Origin of the sequence: Variovorax soli, from assembly GCF_031454625.1 — a bacterium.
Lineage (GTDB): Bacteria > Pseudomonadota > Gammaproteobacteria > Burkholderiales > Burkholderiaceae_C > Variovorax > Variovorax soli_A.
Map to the genome: position 1 here is coordinate 28,221 of NZ_JAVDRF010000001.1, position 19,470 is coordinate 47,690.

20 protein-coding genes are annotated in these 19,470 nt (G+C 70.2%); 4 read left to right on the forward strand and 16 right to left on the reverse strand.

What is annotated here, in order from left to right:
- Positions 1-11: 11 nt before the first annotated feature.
- Together J2739_RS00155 and pyrE are read right to left on the reverse strand one after the other, a co-directional pair.
- Positions 12-644 carry a DUF4124 domain-containing protein gene (locus J2739_RS00155; protein WP_309897676.1) on the reverse strand — a complete coding sequence of 211 codons (633 nt, stop codon included), beginning with the start codon at positions 642-644 and terminating at the stop codon, positions 12-14.
- 55 nt (positions 645-699) lie between these two features.
- Entirely contained in the window at positions 700-1,371 is a 672-nt protein-coding gene (gene pyrE / locus J2739_RS00160; RefSeq protein ID WP_309897677.1) for an orotate phosphoribosyltransferase, read from the reverse strand.
- 32 nt (positions 1,372-1,403) lie between these two features.
- On the opposite strand from pyrE, the gene J2739_RS00165 reads away from it, so the two are divergent.
- Positions 1,404-2,207 carry an exodeoxyribonuclease III gene (locus tag J2739_RS00165; protein ID WP_309897678.1) on the forward strand — a complete coding sequence of 268 codons (804 nt, stop codon included), beginning with the start codon at positions 1,404-1,406 and terminating at the stop codon, positions 2,205-2,207.
- 10 nt (positions 2,208-2,217) lie between these two features.
- Here J2739_RS00165 and J2739_RS00170 read toward each other — a convergent pair whose 3' ends face one another.
- Positions 2,218-3,108: a LysR family transcriptional regulator gene (locus tag J2739_RS00170; protein ID WP_309897679.1), complete on the reverse strand. Its 891-nt coding sequence runs from the start codon at positions 3,106-3,108 to the stop codon at positions 2,218-2,220.
- A gap of 106 nt (positions 3,109-3,214) precedes the next feature.
- Here J2739_RS00170 and J2739_RS00175 point away from each other — a divergent pair, with 106 nt between their 5' ends.
- Together J2739_RS00175 and J2739_RS00180 are read left to right on the forward strand one after the other, a co-directional pair.
- The gene (locus J2739_RS00175) at positions 3,215-4,477 is read left to right on the forward strand and encodes a flavin-dependent oxidoreductase (RefSeq protein ID WP_309897680.1); all 1,263 of its coding nucleotides are present in this window, start codon (positions 3,215-3,217) and stop codon (positions 4,475-4,477) included.
- A 25-nt stretch (positions 4,478-4,502) separates the two neighbouring features.
- Complete coding sequence (locus J2739_RS00180; protein WP_309897681.1) at positions 4,503-5,465, forward strand: tripartite tricarboxylate transporter substrate binding protein; 963 nt, start codon at positions 4,503-4,505, stop codon at positions 5,463-5,465.
- Positions 5,466-5,581: 116 nt separating this feature from the next.
- On the opposite strand, the gene J2739_RS00185 is transcribed toward J2739_RS00180, so the two are convergent.
- The 13 genes from J2739_RS00185 to J2739_RS00245 all read right to left on the reverse strand — a co-directional run bounded on the left by J2739_RS00185 (position 5,582) and on the right by J2739_RS00245 (position 18,056).
- Positions 5,582-6,316: a GntR family transcriptional regulator gene (locus J2739_RS00185; protein ID WP_309897682.1), complete on the reverse strand. Its 735-nt coding sequence runs from the start codon at positions 6,314-6,316 to the stop codon at positions 5,582-5,584.
- Positions 6,317-6,326: 10 nt separating this feature from the next.
- Positions 6,327-6,989, reverse strand: coding sequence for a cysteine hydrolase family protein (locus tag J2739_RS00190; RefSeq protein ID WP_309898672.1), 663 nt, complete (start codon positions 6,987-6,989; stop codon positions 6,327-6,329).
- 17 nt (positions 6,990-7,006) lie between these two features.
- Complete coding sequence (locus J2739_RS00195; RefSeq protein WP_309897683.1) at positions 7,007-8,605, reverse strand: ABC transporter ATP-binding protein; 1,599 nt, start codon at positions 8,603-8,605, stop codon at positions 7,007-7,009.
- Between the two features lie 15 nt (positions 8,606-8,620).
- Complete coding sequence (gene biuH, locus J2739_RS00200) at positions 8,621-9,322, reverse strand: biuret amidohydrolase (RefSeq protein WP_309897684.1); 702 nt, start codon at positions 9,320-9,322, stop codon at positions 8,621-8,623.
- Positions 9,323-9,338: 16 nt separating this feature from the next.
- Positions 9,339-10,259 carry an ABC transporter permease gene (locus J2739_RS00205; protein ID WP_309897685.1) on the reverse strand — a complete coding sequence of 307 codons (921 nt, stop codon included), beginning with the start codon at positions 10,257-10,259 and terminating at the stop codon, positions 9,339-9,341.
- Positions 10,256-11,443: an ABC transporter permease gene (locus J2739_RS00210; RefSeq protein WP_309897686.1), complete on the reverse strand. Its 1,188-nt coding sequence runs from the start codon at positions 11,441-11,443 to the stop codon at positions 10,256-10,258. Before J2739_RS00210 ends, J2739_RS00205 begins: the two co-directional genes overlap by 4 nt.
- Before the next feature lie 22 nt (positions 11,444-11,465).
- Positions 11,466-12,581 carry a BMP family ABC transporter substrate-binding protein gene (locus tag J2739_RS00215; RefSeq protein ID WP_309897687.1) on the reverse strand — a complete coding sequence of 372 codons (1,116 nt, stop codon included), beginning with the start codon at positions 12,579-12,581 and terminating at the stop codon, positions 11,466-11,468.
- Positions 12,582-12,622: 41 nt separating this feature from the next.
- On the reverse strand, positions 12,623-13,018 hold the full coding sequence (gene hpxZ / locus J2739_RS00220; protein ID WP_309897688.1) for an oxalurate catabolism protein HpxZ: 396 nt from the start codon (positions 13,016-13,018) through the stop codon (positions 12,623-12,625).
- Positions 13,015-14,442, reverse strand: a complete 1,428-nt coding sequence (locus tag J2739_RS00225) for an AtzE family amidohydrolase (RefSeq protein WP_309897689.1) — start codon at positions 14,440-14,442, stop codon at positions 13,015-13,017. The genes hpxZ and J2739_RS00225 overlap by 4 nt, the downstream gene beginning before the upstream one ends.
- Positions 14,439-14,645 (reverse strand): AtzG-like protein, encoded by a 207-nt coding sequence (locus J2739_RS00230; RefSeq protein ID WP_309897690.1) that lies wholly within the window; start codon positions 14,643-14,645, stop codon positions 14,439-14,441. Before J2739_RS00230 ends, J2739_RS00225 begins: the two co-directional genes overlap by 4 nt.
- A gap of 121 nt (positions 14,646-14,766) precedes the next feature.
- Positions 14,767-16,485: an allophanate hydrolase gene (gene atzF, locus J2739_RS00235; protein ID WP_405053797.1), complete on the reverse strand. Its 1,719-nt coding sequence runs from the start codon at positions 16,483-16,485 to the stop codon at positions 14,767-14,769.
- A gap of 153 nt (positions 16,486-16,638) precedes the next feature.
- Complete coding sequence (locus J2739_RS00240) at positions 16,639-17,076, reverse strand: SDR family NAD(P)-dependent oxidoreductase (protein WP_309897691.1); 438 nt, start codon at positions 17,074-17,076, stop codon at positions 16,639-16,641.
- 146 nt (positions 17,077-17,222) lie between these two features.
- Positions 17,223-18,056 carry a M48 family metallopeptidase gene (locus tag J2739_RS00245; RefSeq protein ID WP_309898677.1) on the reverse strand — a complete coding sequence of 278 codons (834 nt, stop codon included), beginning with the start codon at positions 18,054-18,056 and terminating at the stop codon, positions 17,223-17,225.
- Positions 18,057-18,093: 37 nt separating this feature from the next.
- Here J2739_RS00245 and J2739_RS00250 point away from each other — a divergent pair, with 37 nt between their 5' ends.
- Positions 18,094-19,452: an AmpG family muropeptide MFS transporter gene (locus J2739_RS00250; RefSeq protein WP_309897692.1), complete on the forward strand. Its 1,359-nt coding sequence runs from the start codon at positions 18,094-18,096 to the stop codon at positions 19,450-19,452.
- Positions 19,453-19,470: the final 18 nt, after the last annotated feature.

A 19,470-nucleotide genomic window follows, 5' to 3' on the forward strand; every position in this document is an offset into this window, starting at 1 on the left:
TCGGAGGGGCCCTAGCGGCTCGAAGTGGCCGGCGCAGTGCCGGCCCACAAGGGCCGCAGGCGAACCCGCTCCTCGTCGAAACGCGCGTTCACGCGCTTCTTCTCGTCATCCTGGTCGGCGATGAAGCGGTTCTGCACCGCCATGCTCTTGCTGTTGTCGTCGAACTTGCGCCGCAGGGAATCGGGCGCCTTGGCGACGTCCTTGGCGTAGAACTCGAGCTCGTCGTCGATCTTGCGGCGCTCCTCGGCCAGCTCGCTCAGGCGCTTGCGCGCGGCGGTGATCACCGCATCGATCTGCACCAGCGCCTCGGCGCGCTCGCGGTCGTGCGCGGCCGGGTTGGGATAGCGGATCAGCAGCGCGCGCTCGCGCCGGCGCTCCTCGAGCACGCGGGCGGCCTGCAGCTGCGCCTGGCGCTCGCGATCCTCGCGCTCGGCCTGCTCGCGCGCCGTGTAGGTGGGTTCGAGCCTGCGCCGCACGCTGCCGCTGGGGCTGAGCTCGCGCTGCTCGCGGTCGGCGCAGTCGGCGATCGGCCGGTCCGCCGTGATGGTGCGGCCTCGCGAGTCGGTGCAGGTGTAGATGCCGGGTCCGGCAGCGCTTTGCTGGGCGTGGGCCGCGCCGGCTGCAGCCAGCAGCAGGAATCCCATGGAACCGATGCGTATGTACTGCATGCGCGCCAACGTCGACCCTTCAGATGGTTGATCACCCCGCGCCGTAGCGGGCCCGATAGTCCAGCACTGCCTGGCGATGGGCGCTCAGTTCGTCGTCCGCCCGTCCGGACAGATACTGTAACAAGTCGTCAAGCGTGGCAATCGCCTCCACCTGCATTCCCAGCTGTTGGCGGACGTATTGCACGGCGCTGTGGTCTACGTCGACGCCGTTCTCGGTCGCCTTCTCCTGACGGTCCAGCGCGATGACCACGGCATGCGGCGTGGCGCCGGCGCTGCGGATGGCGGCGATCGACTCCCGGACCGCGGTGCCGGCCGACATCACGTCGTCGACGATCAGCACGCGCCCCGACAAGGGCGCGCCGACCAGCGTGCCGCCCTCGCCATGGTCCTTGGCTTCCTTGCGGTTGTAGGCGAAGGGCACGTTGCGGCCGCGCCGGGCCAGTTCCGCGGCTAGGGTGGCGCCCAGCGGAATGCCCTTGTAGGCCGGGCCGAAGATCATGTCGAATTCGAGGCCGCTCGCGATCAACCGGTCTGCATAGAATGCCGCCAGCCGCGCGAGCTTGGCGCCATCGTCGAACAGCCCCGCATTGAAAAAATAGGGGCTTATGCGGCCGGCCTTGGTCTTGAACTGGCCGAAGCGCAGCACGCCGGATTCGAGCGCGAACTGCACGAAGGCCTGGGCCAGCGCGCCTTCTTCTGTCATTGCCACTTCTCCAGCCATCGGGAACGTTCCTCGTGTTCAAACTCACCAGCCTCAACCTCAATGGCCTGCGCTCGGCCGCGACCAAGGGCGTCGCCGACTGGGTGGCCGAACTGGCGCCGGATTGTATTTGCATGCAGGAAATCCGCGTCCAGGCCAGCGACATCGAGGGCCGCTTCGAGGCCATGGCCGGACTCAAGGGCTACTTCCATTTTGCGGAGAAGAAGGGCTACGCCGGCACCGCGGCTTACACGAAGCACGAGCCCAGCGAGGTCGTGGTGGGCTGGGGCGACCCGGAATTCGACGCCGAGGGACGCTACCTCGAGCTGCGCTTCGACACCCCGAAGCGCAAGTTCTCGGTGATCAGCTGCTACTTCCCGAGCGGCTCCTCGGGCGAGGAGCGGCAGGCGGCGAAGTTTCGCTTCCTGGAGGGCTTCTTCCCGCACCTGATCGCGCTCAAGCGCGAGCGCGAGTTCGTGCTGTGCGGCGACATCAACATCGCGCACAAGGAGATCGACCTCAAGAACTGGCGCGGCAACCAGAAGAACAGCGGCTTCCTGCCGGAGGAGCGCGCCTGGATGACGAAGCTGCTCGACGCGGGCGTCGAAGGCGCAGGCCTGGTGGACGTCTACCGCCTGCTCAAGCCCGACACGACCGACGAGGCCTACACCTGGTGGAGCAACCGCGGCCAGGCCTACGCGAAGAACGTGGGCTGGCGGCTCGACTACCACCTGGCCACGCCGGGCACCGCCAGGCTCGCGCGCAACGAGCAGATCTTCAAGACCCTCAAGTTCAGCGACCACGCGCCGATCACGGTGGACTACGACCTCACGCTCTGACGGCGGCGCGCTATCGCGACAGCGCCGGCAGCGCCTTGACGAGGGTTTTGCAGAAGGCCTGCGCCGCCTCGGTCTCCTGCACCCCGCGCCGGGTGATGCGGTAGAAGTCCAGCCCCACCTTGGGCTTGGCCAGCAGATCGGTGCGCACCCGGTGCCGCCGGCAGGCCGCGAGCGCGAAGGTCGGCATCACGGCGCTGCCGAAGCCGGCCTCGACCATCGCGATCAGGGTGCCGAAGAAGTTGAAGGCGAGGCGGTCCGGATCGGCAGCGCCGACAGCTGCCAGATGCGTATCGATCAATTTCTGGATCGGATTGCTCGCCGGCAGGCCCAGCAGCTGCGCGCCCTGCAGCGAGGACCAGGGGACGCTGCCGACGGGTGGCACTTCGCCGGCGTCGCAAGCCGCCACGCGCATCAGCTGGAAGTGGCCCACCGGCAGGCGCTCCAGCCCGGGGGCGGCCTTGAAGAAAAAGCCCAAACCCATGTCCGCCTGGCCCTCCACCACCGTCGCCTCCACGCCGCGCAGGTCGGCATCGAAGAGCCTGAGCTTGATGTGCGGGTGGCTCTTGCGAAAGCGCGCGAAGACCTGCGGCAGCAGGTGCGAGGACACCAGCGGCGTGGCCGCGATGCGCAGCGTCTGGCGCGCCGCGTCGCCCTCGGCGCCGAGCCGGCCAGTCACTTCCTCGAGCTCGCCGAGAACGCGCTCCACCACAGGCAGCAGGCGCCGGCCCGCGGTGGTGAGCCCGACCATGCGCGTGGTGCGGTCGAACAGGCGGACGCCCAGCTGGCGCTCCATCTCGCGCACCAGGGTGCTGAGCCCGGCCTGCGTCATGTGCGCCTGCTCGGCCGCGCGCGTGAAGTTGCCGATGCGCGCCACATGCAGAAAGGCGCGCATCTGGCGCATGGACAGATTCATACCGGTTCATGATAAATCCATACGACATCTAAATTTCCCATATGAACGCCGGCCCGGTCTAATTTCGGCTTTCCCCCTGCGAAGAGACGGAGACATGAACGAGACATCGACCCCAGTGATCGTGATGGGTGCCGGCATCGGTGGCCTGACCCTGGCGCTGAGCCTGCACCAGGCCGGCATCCGCTGCCGCATCTACGAAGCGGTGCCCGAACTGAAGCCGCTGGGCGTGGGCATCAACCTGCTCCCGCACGCGGCGCGCGAGCTCGATGAGCTGGGCCTGCTGCCGGCGCTCGACGCCGTGGCCGTGCGCACGCAGGAGGCGGTGTTCTTCAACGCCCACGGCCAGCTGGTGTTCCGCGAGGCCGCGGGCACGGCGGCAGGCTACGACTGGCCGCAGTACTCGATCCACCGCGGCGACTTGCACACCGTGCTGCTGGATGCGGTGCGCGACAGGCTCGGCGCGGACAGCGTGGTCTGCGGCCACCGCTGCGCCGGCGTCGAGCAGGACGACACCGGCGTGACGGCGCGCTTCGTGGCGCCCGACGGCGCGCGGCTGCCCTCCGTGCGTGCCGCGCTGGCGGTGGGCTGCGACGGCATCCATTCGGTGCTGCGCAAGCAGCTCTATCCGAAGGAGGGTGCGCCGCGCTACTCGGGCGTCAACATGTGGCGCGGCACGGCGAAGCACAAGCCCTTCTTGACGGGCGCGAGCATGGTGCGCGCGGGCTGGCTGGACCAGGGCAAGATGGTGATCTACCCGATCCGTAACGACGTCGATGCCGAAGGCAACCAGCTCATCAACTGGGTGGCCGAGATCCATGCGCCGCAGCCCGCGCTGCAGGACTGGAGCCGGCCCGGCCGGCTCGAAGACTTCATGCCCGCCTTCGAGAACTGGCACTTCGACTGGCTGGATGTGCCGGCCTTGATCCGCTCTTCCGACGCGATCCTCGAATACCCCATGGTCGACCAGGACCCGCTGCCCCGTTGGACGCATGGCCGCCTCACGCTGCTGGGCGACGCCGCGCATCCGATGGTGCCACGCGGCTCCAACGGCGCCGGCCAGGCCATCATCGATGCGCGCTACCTGGCCGGCGCGCTGCATCGGCTGGGCGTCGGCCCCGAGGCGCTCGAGGATTACGACCGCGCGCGCGTGCAGGCCACCACCCGCGTGGTGCTGACCAACCGCAGCAACCCGCCGGACGCCATCCTGCGCGAGGTGTTCCAGCGCTCCGGCGGCAAGCGCTTCGAGCGGCTGGAGGACGTCGTCAGCACCGCGGAGCTGCAAGCGATCTCCGACCACTACAAGCGCGTCGCCGGCTACGAGCCGGCGGCATTGAAGGCGCGGCCTTCCTACCTTTGAACCCTGACGCCCACGGAGACGAGCCATGCGACCCTTCAAGAAGATCCTCGCCGCCCTGCTGCTGGCCACCGGTGCCGTGGCCGCCCAGGCCTGGCCCGACCAGCCGATCACGCTGGTGGTGCCCTACACGCCCGGCACCGGCATCGACCTGATCGCGCGCCAGCTCTCGGCCCGGCTGCCGGCCGCGCTGGGCCAGCCGGTGGTGGTCGACAACGTGGCCGGCGCGAGCGGCAACATCGGCAGCGAGAAAGTCGCGCGCGCCAAGCCCGACGGCTACACGCTGCTGGTGCAGGTCAACACGCTGGTCATGAACAAGAGCCTCTACAAGTCGCTGGCCTACGACCCGCTGAATGACTTCACGCCGGTCTCCCTGACCTCCTGGGGCACGCTGCTGCTGGTAACCAACCCCAAGGTGCAGAAGACCACCTCGGTGGCGCAGGTGGTCGCCGCGGCCAAGGCCAACCCCGGCAAGCTCACCTACGCCACACCGGGCGTCGGCACGCCGCACCACCTGTCGATGGCGCTGCTGCTGCAGAGCACCGGCGCCGAGATGCTGCACGTGCCCTACAAGGGCACCGCCGGGGCGGTGACCGATCTGTTGGGGGGACGCATCGACTACATGTTCCTGCCGGTGCACGTGGCGCTGCAACACATCCGGGCCGGCAAGCTGAAGGCCATCGCGACCGGCAGCGACAAGCGCCTGGCGCAGTTGCCCGAGGTGCCGACGCTGGCCGAGGCGGGCATCCAGAGCGGCAACGTCGACATGTGGTACGGCGTGCTGGCGCCCAAGGGCACGCCGGACGACGTGGTCACGCGGCTCAACAAGGAGATCGCAGCGGTGCTGAAGCAGCCCGATGTGGCGACGGCCTTCGAGTCGCAGGGCATGGTGCCGGCGAGTTCGACGCCTGGCGAGTTCAAGGCGCTGATGGCCAAGGATGCGCAGCGCTGGGCGGGGGTCGTTCAGCGCGGCGGCATCACCGCAGAGTAAAAAGCTCTCCCCCAGGTTGGCCCACTTCGCGTGGCCGCCCACCCCCTCACCGGGGGCAACACCAGCGGCCCAGCCAAGCCGGTTCCGCGGTGTTCCTGGAACAGGGACAAGAGGCCTTAGCGGCGGCCGGCGGTCCTCGCCATGTGGACCTGGTGCAGCGTGATCTTGCGCACCTCCGCCTGGCTGGTCTCGATGTGCGCGCGCAGCAGCATCGCGGCCTGCTCGCCGCGATTGGCACGGATGGCCTTGAGAATCTTGGCGTGCTCCTCGTAGGTGGCGTCGATGCGCGGCTGCTTCGTGAAGTCCAGACGGCGAATGATCCGGATGCGGTCGGTCACGTCGCGGTGCACGCGGGCCATCTCGGCGTTGCCGGCGGCAGCGACCAGGGCGCAGTGGAATTCCTCGTCCCATTGCGCCACCTGCACCGTGTCGGAACTGCGCTGCGCCGCGGGCACCAGCCAGATGCGGGCCAGGCTGTCGAGCAGGCTGCGGTCGACCCGATGGCCGCTGTCGCAGAGCCGATGCACGGCGGTGGTCTCCAGCACCATGCGCAGGTCGTAGAGCTGCTCGAACTGGTCGAAATCGAAAGGCAGCACGCGCCAGCCGCTGCGGAACAGCACCTCGACGTAACCCTCCTGCTGCAGCCGGAACAGCGCCTGGCGCACCGGCGTGCGCGACACGCCCAGCCGCTCGCTGATCTCGCTTTCGGTGAAGCGGTCGCCCGGCACCAGGCTGAACTCGGCGACGTCGCGCTTGAGCTGGGCGTAGACCTCGTCCGCGCGGGTGCGGAAGGCTGCGTCCTGGGACGCGTGCCGTTCGGGGCCGGGGCGGGTCTTGACGGAGGTGGGCACGGCGAGGATGTTAGTCGCCCAGCGCGGCGAGCAGCTTTGCGCTCGGCGCGGTCCAGCCGACGATGGCGCCCTGGGCGCGGATCATCTCCAGCGCGGCGGCCTTGAAGGCGGGGAAGTAGCTCTCGGTGCAGTCTTCCAGCAGCAGGCTGTCGTAGCCGCGGTCGTTGGCCTCGCGCATGCTGGTCTGCACGCAGACCTCGGTGGTGACGCCCATGAAGACCAGGCTGCGAATGCCGCGCTGCTGCAGCAGCGACTGCAGGCCCGTCGCGTAGAAAGCGCCCTTGCCGGGCTTGTCGATCACGATCTCGCCATCGACAGGTGCGAGCGCATCGATGATCTGGTTGCCGGGCTCGCCCGCGACCAGGATGCGGCCCATGGGGCCGGGGTCGCCGATGCGCAGCGTGGGCCGGCCGCGGTTGCGCTTGGCCGGCGGACAGTCGGCCAGGTCCGGACGGTGGGCTTCTCTCGTGTGGACCACGAGGCCGCCTTTTGCTCGCCATGTGTGAAGCACCGAACGGGTGGCGGGGACGATGGCCTGGAGCAGCGAGACGTCATTGCCCAGGGTCTCGCCGAAGCCGCCGGGTTCGATGAAGTCGCGCTGCATGTCGATGATGACGAGGGCCGTGCGCGCGAGCTCGCACTCGAACGCGAAAGGCTCGGCATCGACCTGCATGAAGGTCTCCCGGGCGCTCATGCGTGATGCCCTCCGCCCATGTGCGCGCCCAGCACATGCCGCTCGGCACTCGCCGCCGCCGTCTCGAACACGATGCGGCCTTCGCTCATCACCACGATCCGATCCGCCATCTCCAGCAGCTCGTCCAGATCCTCGCTGATCAGCAGCACCGCGCCGCCGCGCGCCCGCACCTGCCGGATGCGGCCATGGATCTCGGCCACCGCCGCGAAGTCCAGCCCGAACACCGGATTGGCGGCGATCAGCACATTGATCTCCCCCGCCAGCTCGCGCGCCAGCACGGCGCGCTGCACATTGCCGCCCGACAGGCTGCGGATGGGCGCACCCTCGCCGCGGGTCTTCACGCCGTACTCGGCGATCCAGCTGCGGGCGCGGCTGCGCCAGGCCGCGAAGTTCAGCACGCCGGCGCGCGCCAGCGGCGGTTGGTCGAAGTCGCGCAGCGCCATGTTTTCTGCGACGCTGAGATCGCCCACGCAGGCATTGCGCAGCGGCTCCTCGGGCAGGCTGCGCACCTTCAGGCGGCGGTTTTCCGCGCGTCCGGCGGCATAGGGCTCGCCCATCACCTGGACGCCGCCGGCCAGCCGTGCGCGCTGGCCGACCAGCGCCTCGACCAGCTCGCGCTGGCCGTTGCCGGAGACGCCGGCCACTCCGAGGATCTCGCCGGCGCGCACCTCGAGGCTCAGGTCGCGCACGGCCAGCGTGCCGCGGTCGCCCTGCGCGCGCAGGGCATCGACCTGCAAGGCCACGGGCGCGTCGGCAAGCGCGGCCGCTTGCGGACCGTCCACCGCCGACCTTGGCGCGGCATCGCCTTCGGGCGGCGGCGCCTCGCCTTCCCCCATCATCGCGGCCGCCAGCCGTGCCGGGTCGGTCTCATCGACACGGCAGTGATGCACCGCCTTGCCCCGGCGCAGCACGGTCACGCTGTCGGCATAGGCCATCACCTCGCGGAACTTGTGCGTGATGATGAGCACCGTGCACAGGCCGCTCTGCGCGAAGGCGCGCACATGGCCCAGCACCTCGTCGGCCTCCTGCGGCGTCAGCACCGAGGTCGGCTCGTCCAGGATCAGAAGGCGTGGCTTCAGGTAGAGCTGCTTGAGCAGCTCCAGCTTCTGCTTTTCGCCGGCCGCCAGCTCGGCGGGGCGCAGGTCGAGGTCCAGCCGAAAGGGCGTGGTCGCCAAAAATTCCTCGAGCTCGGCGCGCTTGCGCTTCCAGTCGATGATGGCCGGCGCGCGGCCGCCGGCCAGCAGCAGGTTCTCGGCGACCGTCATGCCCGGCGCGAGCGTGAAGTGCTGGTAGACCATGCCGATGCCCAGCGCACGCGCCACCACCGGATTGGCGATCTCCTGCTCGCGCCCGTCGATCAGGATGCTGCCTTCCTCCGCACGTTGATAGCCCGCCACGCACTTGACCAGCGTGCTCTTGCCCGCGCCGTTTTCGCCGAGCAGCGCGTGCACGCTGCCGGGCTCGACGCGCATGCTCACGCTGTCCATGGCGGTGAAGTCGCCGAAGCGCTTGGTCAGGCGGTAGGTGTCGAGTGCGAGGGCCCCGGTGGCGGCGGGCAAGGCACCGATGGGCGGTTGCAGGAGCGGATCGACCATGAGCAAGGCTCCCTGCTACAGCGCGGCCAGCGCATCGAGCAGCGCGGCCGAGCCGGCGTGCGCGCCGAACACGCCGCCCTGCATGGTGATCATCTTCAGCGCCGCGAGGTGGTTGCCGGGGTCCGTCGCCGCGGTGCAGTCCGACAACAGCAGGCATTCGAAGCCGCGGTCGTTGGCATCGCGCATCGTGGTGTGCACGCAGACGTCGGTGGTGATGCCGGCGAGGATCAGGTTCTCGATGCCGCGCGTGCGCAGCACCAGCTCGAAATCGGTGGCGTAGAAGGCACCCTTGCCGGGCTTGTCGATCACCACCTCGCCGGGCCACGGCGCCAGCGCGGGAATGATCTCCCAGCCCGGCTCTCCGCGCACCAGGATGCGCCCGCACGGGCCCTCGTCACCGATGCCGACGCCGCCGGCGCCGATCTGGCGCGAGCGCCATCGCTTGTTGGCGGGCAGGTCGGCCAAGTCGGGCCGGTGGCCTTCGCGCGTGTGGATGACGTGGAAGCCCAGCGCCCGCATGCGCGCCATCGTCCGTGCGATCGGCTCGATCGGCGCCTGCACGAGCGACAGGTCGTAGCCCATCACGTCGACGTAACCGCCCTTGCCGCAGAAGTCGGTCTGCATGTCGATCACGACCAGGGCCGTGTTGTCGGGCCGCAGCGCGCCGTGGTAGGGCCAGCGGTAGGGGTCCGCATAAACGAAGCGTTCAGTGCTCATCGATCGATGCCTCGGGTCAACGTGTGGAAGACAGCTCGCCGGGACTGCCGGCGGCCACGCTGCCCGGCTTGCAGGTCAGCACCAGGATCACCAGCGTGAGCACGTAGGGCACCGTGTTGAAGAGGTGGTAGCCCCAGCCCACGCCGATGGACTGCAGCGCCGGCCCGATCGCGCCGGCGCCGCCGAAGAGCAGCGCCGCGACGATGCAGCGCAGCGGATTCCAGCGCGCGAAGATCACCAGCGCCACCGCGATCAGCCCCTGCCCGCTGGAGATGCCCTCGTTCCAGCTGCCCGGGTAGAAGAGCGTGAGCGAGGCGCCGCCCAGCCCCGCGATGAAGCCGCCGGCGGTGGTGGCCGCGATGCGCAGCCCGGCCACCGAATACCCCAGCGCCCGCGTCGCATTGGCCGAGTCGCCCGCCATGCGCACCAGCAGTCCGATGCGGGTGCGCGCAAAGCCCCACCACAGCACGAGTGCGAGCACGATGCCCACTGGCACCAGCGCATTGATCTGCAGGGCGGAGCGCACCACCGGGTTCTCGCTCCAGTTGCCCAGCGGTATGGCCGGCAGCTGCGGCGCCTGCGGCTGGATCAGTGGCTTGCCGAGGTAGAACGCGAGCCCGGTGCCGAACAGCATGAGCGCGATGCCGGTCGCCACGTCGTTCACGCGGTCGAGCGAGCACAGCAGGCCATGCAGCAGCGCCAGCAATGCGCCCGCCGTCGCGCCGATCAGCACGCCCAGCCAGGCCGACCCCGTGAGCCAGGCTCCCCCGAAGGAGGCCATGGCGGAGAGCACCAGCACGCCTTCGAGACCGAGGTTGATGCGGCCCGACTTCTCGGTCAGGCATTCGCCGAGGCTCACGAACAGGAAAGGCGCGCCGACGCGCAAGGCGCCGCCGACGATGCCGGCGACGAGGGCGGTCCACTGGTCGGGCGTCATCGCGTCACCTCCTGCAGCCGGGCTACGTCGTGCGCGACGCGCACGCCGTGGGGAATGGGAGGACGGGCGGGTTCGAGCGGGCGCACGGCAGCCGGCTCGTCGTGCATCGGCGGCTCCTTGCGCAACGCCGGTTCGTGCACCCGGGGGGCACGGCTGTTCAGCAAGGCCTTCCAGTCGACCATGCGCAATCCCTCGCTCGCGAGGATCAGCACGAAGGCCATGCCCTGCAGCACCAGCACCGAGGCATCGGGCAAGCCGACGCGCCGCTGCAGCAGGCTGCCGGCCGCGCCGAAGCCGCCGAAGAGGATCGCCACGGGAATCACGGCCACCGGGTTGTGGCGCGCGATGAAGGACACCAGGATGCCCGCATAGCCATAGCCCGCGATCAGCGAGGCATTGGCGTTGGTGTGCACCGCCGCCACTTCCACCGCGCCCGCCACGCCGGCGCAGGCGCCGCCCAGCCCGCACGCCGCCAGGATCAGCCGGCTGGCCGGAAGGCCCACCAGCTGCGCGGCGCGCGGATTGCCGCCCACCACGCGCACCGCAAAGCCCGAGGGCGTGGCGCGCAGCCACAGTCCGGAGACCAGGCAAGCCGCGACGCCGATCGCCAGGCCCCAGTGCACGTCCGAGCCGCCGATGCCGCCGATCGCAAGGCCCTCCGCCAGCGAGCGCGTGGCCGGCTTGTTGAGGCTGGCGGGATCGCGCAGCACGCCTTCGACCAGGTGCTTGAACAGCCCGATCGCGACATAGGCCAGCAGCAGGCTGCTGATGGTCTCGTTGATGCCGCGGTATTGCCGCAGCCAGCCGGCCAGCATGATCCACAGCGCGCCCGCCAGCGCGCCGGCGATGCACAGCGCGAGCGATCCCAGCGCATTCGCCGGCAGCGGCAGCACGTAGGGCAGCGCCGCGCAGGCCAGCCCGCCCAGCACCAGCGCGCCCTCGCCGCCGATGACGACCAGCCCCGCGCGCGCGGGGATCGCGACGCACAGCGCGGTCAGCATCAGCGGCGCCGCGCGCTGCAAGGTGTTCTGCCAGGAGAACCAGTCGCCGAAGGCGCCCTTGAAGAGGATCAGCCAGACCTCGATCGGACTGGCGCCGGCGAACCAGACGAAGACGCCGAACAGCAGCAGCGCCGCCGCGATGGCGAAGACCGGCAGGGCCGCTTCCTTCAGTACGCTGCGCATGGTGGACGCGACGGATGGAGGATCAGCCGATCGAGCCGACCACGCCTTCGACCAGGTAGTTCATCTTCTCCAGCTCGAGGTCGGTCTGCTTCAGCGCCTTGCCGGCCGGGATGACGACCACGCCCCTGTTGTCCTTCAGGCCTCCCTGGAAGATGTCGAAGGTGCCGGCCAGCATCCGGGCCTTGATGTCGTCGGCATTCTTCTTCGCCGCGTCGCTCACCATGGGCCCGTAGACCGACATCTTCACGTAGCCCTCCTTCAGCCCGCCGCGCAGGAAGTTGGGATGCGGCTTGCCGGCCTGCGCCGCCTCGATGACGGTCTTGTAGGCCGTGAGCCAGTTCCACTCGGCGCCCGTGAGGTAGGCGTTCGGCGCCAGCTTCGCCTGGCTCGCGTGGTAGCCGCAGACCATCTTGCCGCGCTTGGCCGCGGTCTCGACCACCACCTTGGGCCCGTCCACGTGCATGGTGAACACGTCGCATCCCTGGTCGGCCAGGCTGTTGGTGGCCTCGGCTTCCTTCACCGCCATCGACCAGTCGCCGGTGAAGATCACGCTGCAGGTGATGCCGGGCTTGACCGAGCGCGCGCCCATGGTGAAGGCGTTGATGTTGCGCAGCACCTGCGGGATGGGCTTGGCCGCGACGAAGGCGATCTTGTTGCTCTTGGTCATGTGGCCGGCGATCACGCCGTTGAGGTACTGGCACTCGTCGATGTAGCCGAAGAAGCTGCCCACGTTCTTCGGATGCTTGCCCTCGGACCACAAGCCGCCGCAATGCGAGAAGCGCACGTCGGGGTTCTTGGGCGCGACCGCGAGGATGTGCGGGTCGAAGTAGCCGAAGGAGGTCGGGAAGAGCAGCGTGGCGCCGTCCTGCGCGATCATGCCCGTCATGGTCTTCTGCACGGCCGCGGTCTCGGGCACGTTCTCTTCCTCGACGAGCTTGATGCCCGGCAGCTTCCTGAGCTCGGCCGCGGCCTGCGCATGCGCCTGGTTGTAGCCGTAGTCGTCGCGCGGACCGACGTAGATGACGCCGACGGTCAGCGCTTTCTGTGCCTGCGCCAGCGCGCTCCAGCCGCCCAGGGCGGTGGCCGACGCAAGCGCGGCAAGGGACTTGAGGGATTCGCGGCGGCTGAACTGGCTCATGGTGTGCTCCAAGTGGTGAGGGTGTTGTTGGCTGGGATGGGTCAGGCGAGCAGGCTCACGTGGGCCGCGACCACGCGCCAGCCCTGGCCGGTGCGCACCCAGGTCTGGCTCTGGCGGCCGGTCTTCGTGCCGCCTTCGCGCCGGAACTCGCAGTTGGCTGTGGCGAAATCGCGGCCGTAGGTGGTGATCACGGTACGCAGCAGTTCGCGCGCCAGGCCCTGCGAAGGGCGCGCTGCGCGAAAGGCCCGGATGGCTTCGTGGCCGTAGAGGTTCTCGGTGGCGCCGTAGCGCAGCGTGTGCGGGCTGTCCCAGAACAGCGCATCGAGCACGTCGACCTTGTTGTGGACCAGCGCGTCCTCGTAGCGCGCGAAGGCGGCCGTGACCTCGGCCAGCACGTCGGGACGGTTGATCTCGGACGTGGCCATGCGCTCGCTCATGCCAGCCTCGCCACCGGCGCGCGTACCACCCCGGCCGACTCGAGCGTCGCGGCGACGCGCAGCACCAGGTCCTCGCGCCAGGGCGCGCCGATCACCTGCACCCCGATCGGCAGGCTGGCATGCGCGCCCCACACCGGCACCGCGCAGACCGGCAGGCCGAGGCACGAGATCGGCTGGGTCAGCACGCCCAGGTTGGCGCGCAACGGGAGCCGCTGGCCGTCGAGCTCGATCCACTCGGCGCCGATCGGCGTCGCGGCGCAGGGCGTGGCCGCGGCCAGCAGGATGTCGAAGCGCTCGAACACGCGCGCGGCCTGTGCCGCATAGAGCCGGCGCACGCGCTGGGCACGCGCGACCCAGGCCGCCGGCAGCAGCGCACCCGCGAGGAAGCGGTCGCGCGACAGCGGCTCGAAGTCCTGCGGGCGCGTGCGCAGGTCGTGCAGATGCAGCGCGGCGCCCTCGGCATTGGTGATCAGGAAGGCGGCGGCGCGACCGGCCTCCACCATCGGCAGCTCGACGGTGCGAACCGCGCCCAGCGCGAGCGCCACCGCATCGACCGCGGCCAGCGCCTCGGCCTGCGCGTGCTGGCGGAACCAGCCGCCCAGCACGCCGATGCGCAGGCCCTGCACGCCGCGCGACAGCGAGGTGACGACCGGCTCGACGGCGCGCTGGGCGCAGCCGGGGTCGCGCGGTGCGAGGCGCTCCGGCCCCTGCATCGCGTCGTAGGCCAGCGCCAGGTCGCGCGCCGTGCGCGCGAAAGGGCCGAGATGGTCGAGGCTGGACACGAAGGGGTAGCTGCCGGTGCGCGGCAGCCTGCCGAAGGTGGGCTTGAGCCCGAACACGCCATTGAGCGAAGCGGGCACGCGGATCGAGCCGTTGGTGTCGGAGCCCAGTGCCAGCGGCACCTGGCCCGCCGCCACCGCGGCGCCCGAGCCGCCCGAGGAACCGCCCGCGATGCGCTCGAGGTCGTGCGGGTTGCGGGTGGCGCCGACGTGGCTGTTCTCGGTCGTGAAGCCGTAGGCGTACTCGTCCATGTTGAGCGCGCCGACCAGCACCGCGCCGGCGCTCTCGAGGCGGCGCACCAGCGTGGCGTCGCCGCGCGCGGGTTCGCGCTCGCGCTCGATCTTCGATCCCGCCAAGGTGGGCAGGCCGGCGACGTCGAAGAGGTTCTTGACCGCGAAGGGCACGCCGAGCAGCGGCAGCTCGCGCGTGCGCACGCCGTGCGAGGAGGCGAGCGAGGCATCGACCTGGCCCGCGCGCCGCAGGGCACGCTCGCGCACGACGTCGGTGAAGGCATTCACGTGCGCATCGGTAGCGGCGATGCGCTCCAGGCTGGCCTGGGCCAGCGCGACCGCGCTCACCGCGCCCGAGCGCACGGCCTGCGCCATGGCCGCGGCGTCCTGCAACAGCAGCGCAGCCGGCGTCATTCCGGAATCTCCGCGGGCAGCACGGGCGAGAAGTGCACCGCGCTTTCATCATGGGGATCGAGCCGCACCGCCTCCACGATGGCCGCGTAGTGCGCCGCCAGGCCGAAGTAGCGCAGCACGCCGGGGCGGTGCTGGGGCAGCAACCGAAGGTCCACCGCGGCGGCGGCAGCCTCGACGAAGGCCTCGATCTGCAGGGGTGTCATGGCGGCTTTCCTCTCGTCTCTGGTCAAGGCACCCACGCGAGGACCATGCCAGGAACGCCACGGTGCCGGCTTGCCGCTCGCGCCGCCGCCGGGTGCCGGAGATCGATCGGCTTGCGCTCGTTCATGCCGGGAGGGATTCGATGTAGCGACGCCAGCCGCCCAGGTGCGTGATGTCCTCGGCGCCTTCGAGCGCCAGGCCTTCGCACAGAAAGCCCTGCACGCTGCTGCCGTCCGCCAGCGCGAGCGTGCCGATGCCCAGCGGCGCGGGAATGAGCGAGACGAAGCTGCCGTAGTGCGCGAGCGGCATCTCCCAGACCTCGATCGCGATCGCCGCACCCTGCGCCGGCGGGACGCGCACCAGGCCCGGCTTGGGCGGCACCGTGCCGGGCAGCGCATAAAGCCGGTACTGCGGTGCGGTCGCGGTCCGTGCCACCAAGGTGGCGCCGCGCTCGACCAGCTGGCCGTTCAATGGCATGCCGGAGAGGTGGGCGCCGACGACGGCGATCTTCACCAGCGGCTGCGGCGCAACAAGCGGCAGCGCTTCCGGCGCCGGCAGCGGACGGCCGGTGGCGCCCACGGTCAGGCCGGTGGCGTGGTGGAAGCGCTGACCCAGCTCGGCCAGCTGCAGGTCGCTGCCGCAGGGGCCGATCAGGGTGATGCCGAAGGGCAGCCCGTCCCCGCGCAGACTGGCAGGCACCGAGAGCGCCGCGTAGTCCAGGAGGTTGACGAAGTTGGTGTACTCGCCGAGGTTCCGGTTGAGCGCAACCGGCGCCGCACGCATCGCCTCGATGGTGTAGTGCGCGGGCGCCGTGGGCACCAGCAGCAGGTCGATGTGCTCCCACATCGCGCCCGCGCGCTGGCCGAGCGCCATGAGCCTGGTGCGCGCATCGACGAAGTCGGCCGCGCTGTAGCGCCGGCCATCGGCCAGGATGCCGCGCACCGGCTCGATGACCGCATCCTCGTTGCCATCGAAGAAGGCGCGCACCGCGGCATAGCGCTCGGCCACCAGCGCACTGTCGTAGAGCAAGGCAGCGGCCTCGGCCAGCGGCGCGTAGTCGATGGCGACGGGCGTGCCGCCGAGCGCCTGCATCTGTCCGAGCGAACGCTCGAAAGCCGCGGCCGACAGCGCGTCGCCGAAGAAGCGCGGCGCCCGCGGCACGCCGAAGCGGAAGCGCGCCGGCAGCGGCCGCTCGATGAGCGCAAGGCGGCGCGCATACGGGTCTTCGGCGTCGAAGCCCATCGCCGTTCGCAGCACGCGCACCGCCAGGCCCACGGTCGGCGCGAAGATCGACACGCAGTCCACGCTCTGCGCCGCCGGCACCACGCCGCGCGTGCTGATCAGGCCGCGCGAGGGCTTGAGGCCGACGATGTTGTTGAGCCCGGCCGGCACGCGGCCGGAGCCGGCGGTGTCGGTGCCCAGTGCGAAGTCCACCTCGCCGGCGGCAACCGCGTACGCCGAGCCCGAGCTGGAGCCGCCGCTCACGTAGCGCGCATCGAAGCTGTTGGGCACGGCGCCGTAAGGCGAACGTGTGCCGTTGAGGCCGCAGGCGAACTGGTCGAGGTTGGTCTTGCCCGCGAGGCATGCACCGGCATCGAGCAGCCGCTGCACCACATGCGCGTGCGCGGCCGGCGTACGCGCGAAGGCCGGGCAGCCGGCCGTGGTGGGCATGCCGGCGACGTCGATGTTGTCCTTGGCGGCGAAACGCAGCCCGGCGAGCGGCCCCTGCGCGGCGCCGGCCAGCGGCGGATCGATGCGCGCGATCCAGGCCCGCGCAGCCGCCACGTCGCCATCGATCGCCGAGGCCTCGCCACGCGGCGAGGCTGTTTCATGCACCATCATCAAGCATCCTGTCTTGTGTACAAGATGAGATGCAAGGTGCGTGCCACCGCCTTGCGGTCCTCCGGCCGGTCAGGCAGGCCATTCGTGGAACGCCGCGGAGGCGCCCTGCCCGCCCGCGGGCGTTCCACGCTCGATGGCGGATTCGGCGCTCGGCTACATCAGCTGGGCAGCCCTCCGGGAGCGCTCGATGTCGCCCCCGTCCGCGCTCGCCGGTCGCTCGATCGCGAGGACGATGGCGCCGGGAAGGTCGTCGGGCGAGATCGCGATCTGCGGGCAATCGCACTCCCACTCCGGCGGATAGTGGTCGGTCCCTGGCGGGTCCGCATGGACGATCACGTCGACGCGGCCGAAGACCCCGGTCGCCTCTTCGATGAAGCACTGCATGCTCTTGGGCCGGGTGACGTCGAGCGCCTGGAAGTGCGCCGAGCCGCCGGCCTCGACGATCTCGTGGGCGAGCGCGTACAGCCGGCTGATCCCGAGCGCGCCCAGCATCACCTTGGCGCCGCGAGCGGCCAGCAGCCTGGCGGCGGCTTCGCCGATGTCGCTGCTGGCGCCGGTGATGGCGACGACCTTTTCCTGGATTCCCGACATGCTGCGCTCCTTGAAGACGACCCCACGCACGTGCGGCGGGGACAGGAGCAAGTCTAGGAACGGGGCGGCTGGAGGCGGTAGCCGATTCGAGGACGCTTCTTGCCCGATTCTGCAAAGGCGAGGCAGAAAGCCGGAAGCGGTTCGATCTAGCTCCGCCTGGCCGCGCGATAAAGCCCTTCGACCTTCGGCACGTTGGCCTGGAGCTTGGCGATGCGATCGGGGCCGCTGGGGTGCGTCGACAGGAAGCTCAGGCCGGCCCCGCTCTTCGAGGCCTCGCCCATCTTTTTCCAGAGCGAGACCGCGGCCTGCGGGTCGTAGCCGGCGCGCGCCGCGAGCTCGAGCCCGACCAGGTCGGCATCGGTCTCGTCGCTGCGGCTGAACTTGAGGGTGATCAACTGCGTGCCGGCGCGCGCCGCGAGATCGCCGGCCTGGCCGAGGCCCAGCAGTTGAGCCCCGAACGACAGCGCCGCGCCGGTGCCGGCGCTCTTGGCCAGGCGGGCACGCGCATGCTCGCGCAGGGCATGCGCCATCTCGTGGCCCATCACCATCGCCACCTCGTCATCCGTGAGCTTGAGCTGATCGAGGATGCCGGTGAAGAAGGCGATCTTTCCGCCCGGCAGGCAGAAGGCGTTGATCTGCTTGCTGCCGATGAGGTTGATCTCCCACTTCCAGCGCGCGGCGCGCTCGTTCCACCGGGCCGCGAAGGGAATGACGCGCGCCGCGATGGCACGCAGGCGCTGCAGCTGCGGGTTGCCGTCACCGGCCAGTGCGCCCTTCGCCTTGGCCTGCGCCAGCAGCTGGTCGTACTGCTGCACGCCGGCCTGCTCGACGTTCTCGGCCGGCACGAGGTTGCGCGCGACGGAGGACTTGCCCACCTCCACTTGCGCCAGGGCGGGCGCCGCTGCGGCAGCGGCGGCGGCGAGCAGGAAGGCACGACGCTGCTGCCAGAGATCGGAGCGGGAGGGGCAGTGCAGGCACATGCGGGAATAATAAGAGCGCTCCCAAAGACCTTCCTTCATGTCCGCACCCCCGGCCGAACAGACCCCACCTTCCTTGCCTTGGCGCGATGCGCTCAAGGTGTACCTCGAACCCGCCACCCTGCGCATGCTCGCGCTGGGCTTCTCCGCGGGACTGCCCCTGTTGCTGGTGCTGGGCACGCTCAGCTTCCGGCTGCGCGAGGCCGGCGTCGACCGCACCACCATCGGCTACCTGAGCTGGGTCGGCCTGGCTTATGGCTTCAAGTGGGTGTGGGCGCCGCTGGTGGACCGGCTGCCGGTGCCGCCGCTGACCACGCTGCTGGGCCGGCGCCGCGGCTGGCTGCTGCTGGCGCAGATGATCGTGATCGCCGGGCTCGTGGGCATGGCGTTCAACGACCCGCGCGCCGGGCTCGCGCCGCTGGTGTGGTGCGCCCTGCTGGTGGCCTTCGGCTCGGCCACGCAGGACATCGCGCTGGATGCCTTCCGCATCGAATCGGCGGCCACGCGCAAGCAGGCCGCGCTCGCCGCTGCGTATCAGACCGGCTACCGCCTCGCCATGATCTGGGCCGGCGCCGGCGTGCTGTGGATCGCGGCCTGGGCCGAGCTCGCCGCCAGCGCGGGCTACCAGGACGGCGCCTGGAAGACCGCCTACCTCGCCATGGCGGCTTCGATGTCGGTGGGCGTGCTGACGGTGCTGCTGTCGCCCGAGCCGGCACGCGTGGCGCTGCCGAAGGCGAAGAACGCCGCCGAATGGCTGGAGAGCGTGCTCATCGAGCCCTTCGCCGACTTCTTTCGCCGCTACCGCTGGCAGGCAGCGCTGATCCTCGCGCTGATCGCGATCTACCGCATCAGCGACGTGGTGATGGGCATCATGGCCAACCCTTTCTACGTCGACATGGGCTTCACCAAGGACGAGGTCGCCACCGTCAGCAAGGTCTACGGCGTGGTCATGACGCTGGCGGGCGCCTTCATCGGCGGCGTGCTGTCGATGCGGCTGGGCGTGATGCGGGTGCTGATGCTGGGCGCGGTGCTGAGCGCGGCGAGCAACCTGCTGTTCGCCGGGCTGGCCTCGCGCGGGCACGACCTGACGGCGCTGGTGCTGGTGGTCTCGGCCGACAACCTGGCAGGTGGCATCGCCTCGGCCGCCTTCATCGCCTACCTCTCGAGCCTGACCAACATCAGCTACTCCGCCACGCAGTACGCGCTGTTCAGCTCGCTGATGCTGCTGCTGCCCAAGTTCATCGCCGGCTACTCGGGCGCGTTCGTCGACGCCTACGGCTACCACGCCTTCTTCACGGCCACGGCGGCCCTGGGGGTGCCGGTGCTGCTGCTCGTCGCGCTGGCGGCGCGAAACGCCCCGGCGCGGCCGGTTGGCACAGGCTCCCAAGTGACGCCATAATGGCTCCATTTTGGAGCC

Bases quoted from the DNA above. Each gene is read 5' to 3' on its own strand.
- J2739_RS00250 (WP_309897692.1), top strand. From the start codon at position 18,094: ATGTCCGCACCCCCGGCCGAACAGACCCCACCTTCCTTGCCTTGGCGC.
- J2739_RS00240 (WP_309897691.1), bottom strand. From the start codon at position 17,076: ATGTCGGGAATCCAGGAAAAGGTCGTCGCCATCACCGGCGCCAGCAGC.
- J2739_RS00190 (WP_309898672.1), bottom strand. From the start codon at position 6,989: ATGCAGGTCGATGCCGAGCCTTTCGCGTTCGAGTGCGAGCTCGCGCGC.
- J2739_RS00245 (WP_309898677.1), bottom strand. From the start codon at position 18,056: ATGTGCCTGCACTGCCCCTCCCGCTCCGATCTCTGGCAGCAGCGTCGT.
- J2739_RS00205 (WP_309897685.1), bottom strand. From the start codon at position 10,259: ATGACGCCCGACCAGTGGACCGCCCTCGTCGCCGGCATCGTCGGCGGC.
- J2739_RS00175 (WP_309897680.1), top strand. From the start codon at position 3,215: ATGAACGAGACATCGACCCCAGTGATCGTGATGGGTGCCGGCATCGGT.
- J2739_RS00215 (WP_309897687.1), bottom strand. From the start codon at position 12,581: ATGAGCCAGTTCAGCCGCCGCGAATCCCTCAAGTCCCTTGCCGCGCTT.
- biuH (WP_309897684.1), bottom strand. From the start codon at position 9,322: ATGAGCACTGAACGCTTCGTTTATGCGGACCCCTACCGCTGGCCCTAC.
- J2739_RS00180 (WP_309897681.1), top strand. From the start codon at position 4,503: ATGCGACCCTTCAAGAAGATCCTCGCCGCCCTGCTGCTGGCCACCGGT.
- pyrE (WP_309897677.1), bottom strand. From the start codon at position 1,371: ATGACAGAAGAAGGCGCGCTGGCCCAGGCCTTCGTGCAGTTCGCGCTC.
- hpxZ (WP_309897688.1), bottom strand. From the start codon at position 13,018: ATGAGCGAGCGCATGGCCACGTCCGAGATCAACCGTCCCGACGTGCTG.
- J2739_RS00210 (WP_309897686.1), bottom strand. From the start codon at position 11,443: ATGCGCAGCGTACTGAAGGAAGCGGCCCTGCCGGTCTTCGCCATCGCG.
- J2739_RS00225 (WP_309897689.1), bottom strand. From the start codon at position 14,442: ATGACGCCGGCTGCGCTGCTGTTGCAGGACGCCGCGGCCATGGCGCAG.
- J2739_RS00195 (WP_309897683.1), bottom strand. From the start codon at position 8,605: ATGGTCGATCCGCTCCTGCAACCGCCCATCGGTGCCTTGCCCGCCGCC.
- J2739_RS00155 (WP_309897676.1), bottom strand. From the start codon at position 644: ATGGGATTCCTGCTGCTGGCTGCAGCCGGCGCGGCCCACGCCCAGCAA.
- J2739_RS00230 (WP_309897690.1), bottom strand. From the start codon at position 14,645: ATGACACCCCTGCAGATCGAGGCCTTCGTCGAGGCTGCCGCCGCCGCG.
- atzF (WP_405053797.1), bottom strand. From the start codon at position 16,485: ATGATGGTGCATGAAACAGCCTCGCCGCGTGGCGAGGCCTCGGCGATC.
- J2739_RS00170 (WP_309897679.1), bottom strand. From the start codon at position 3,108: ATGCGCCAGATGCGCGCCTTTCTGCATGTGGCGCGCATCGGCAACTTC.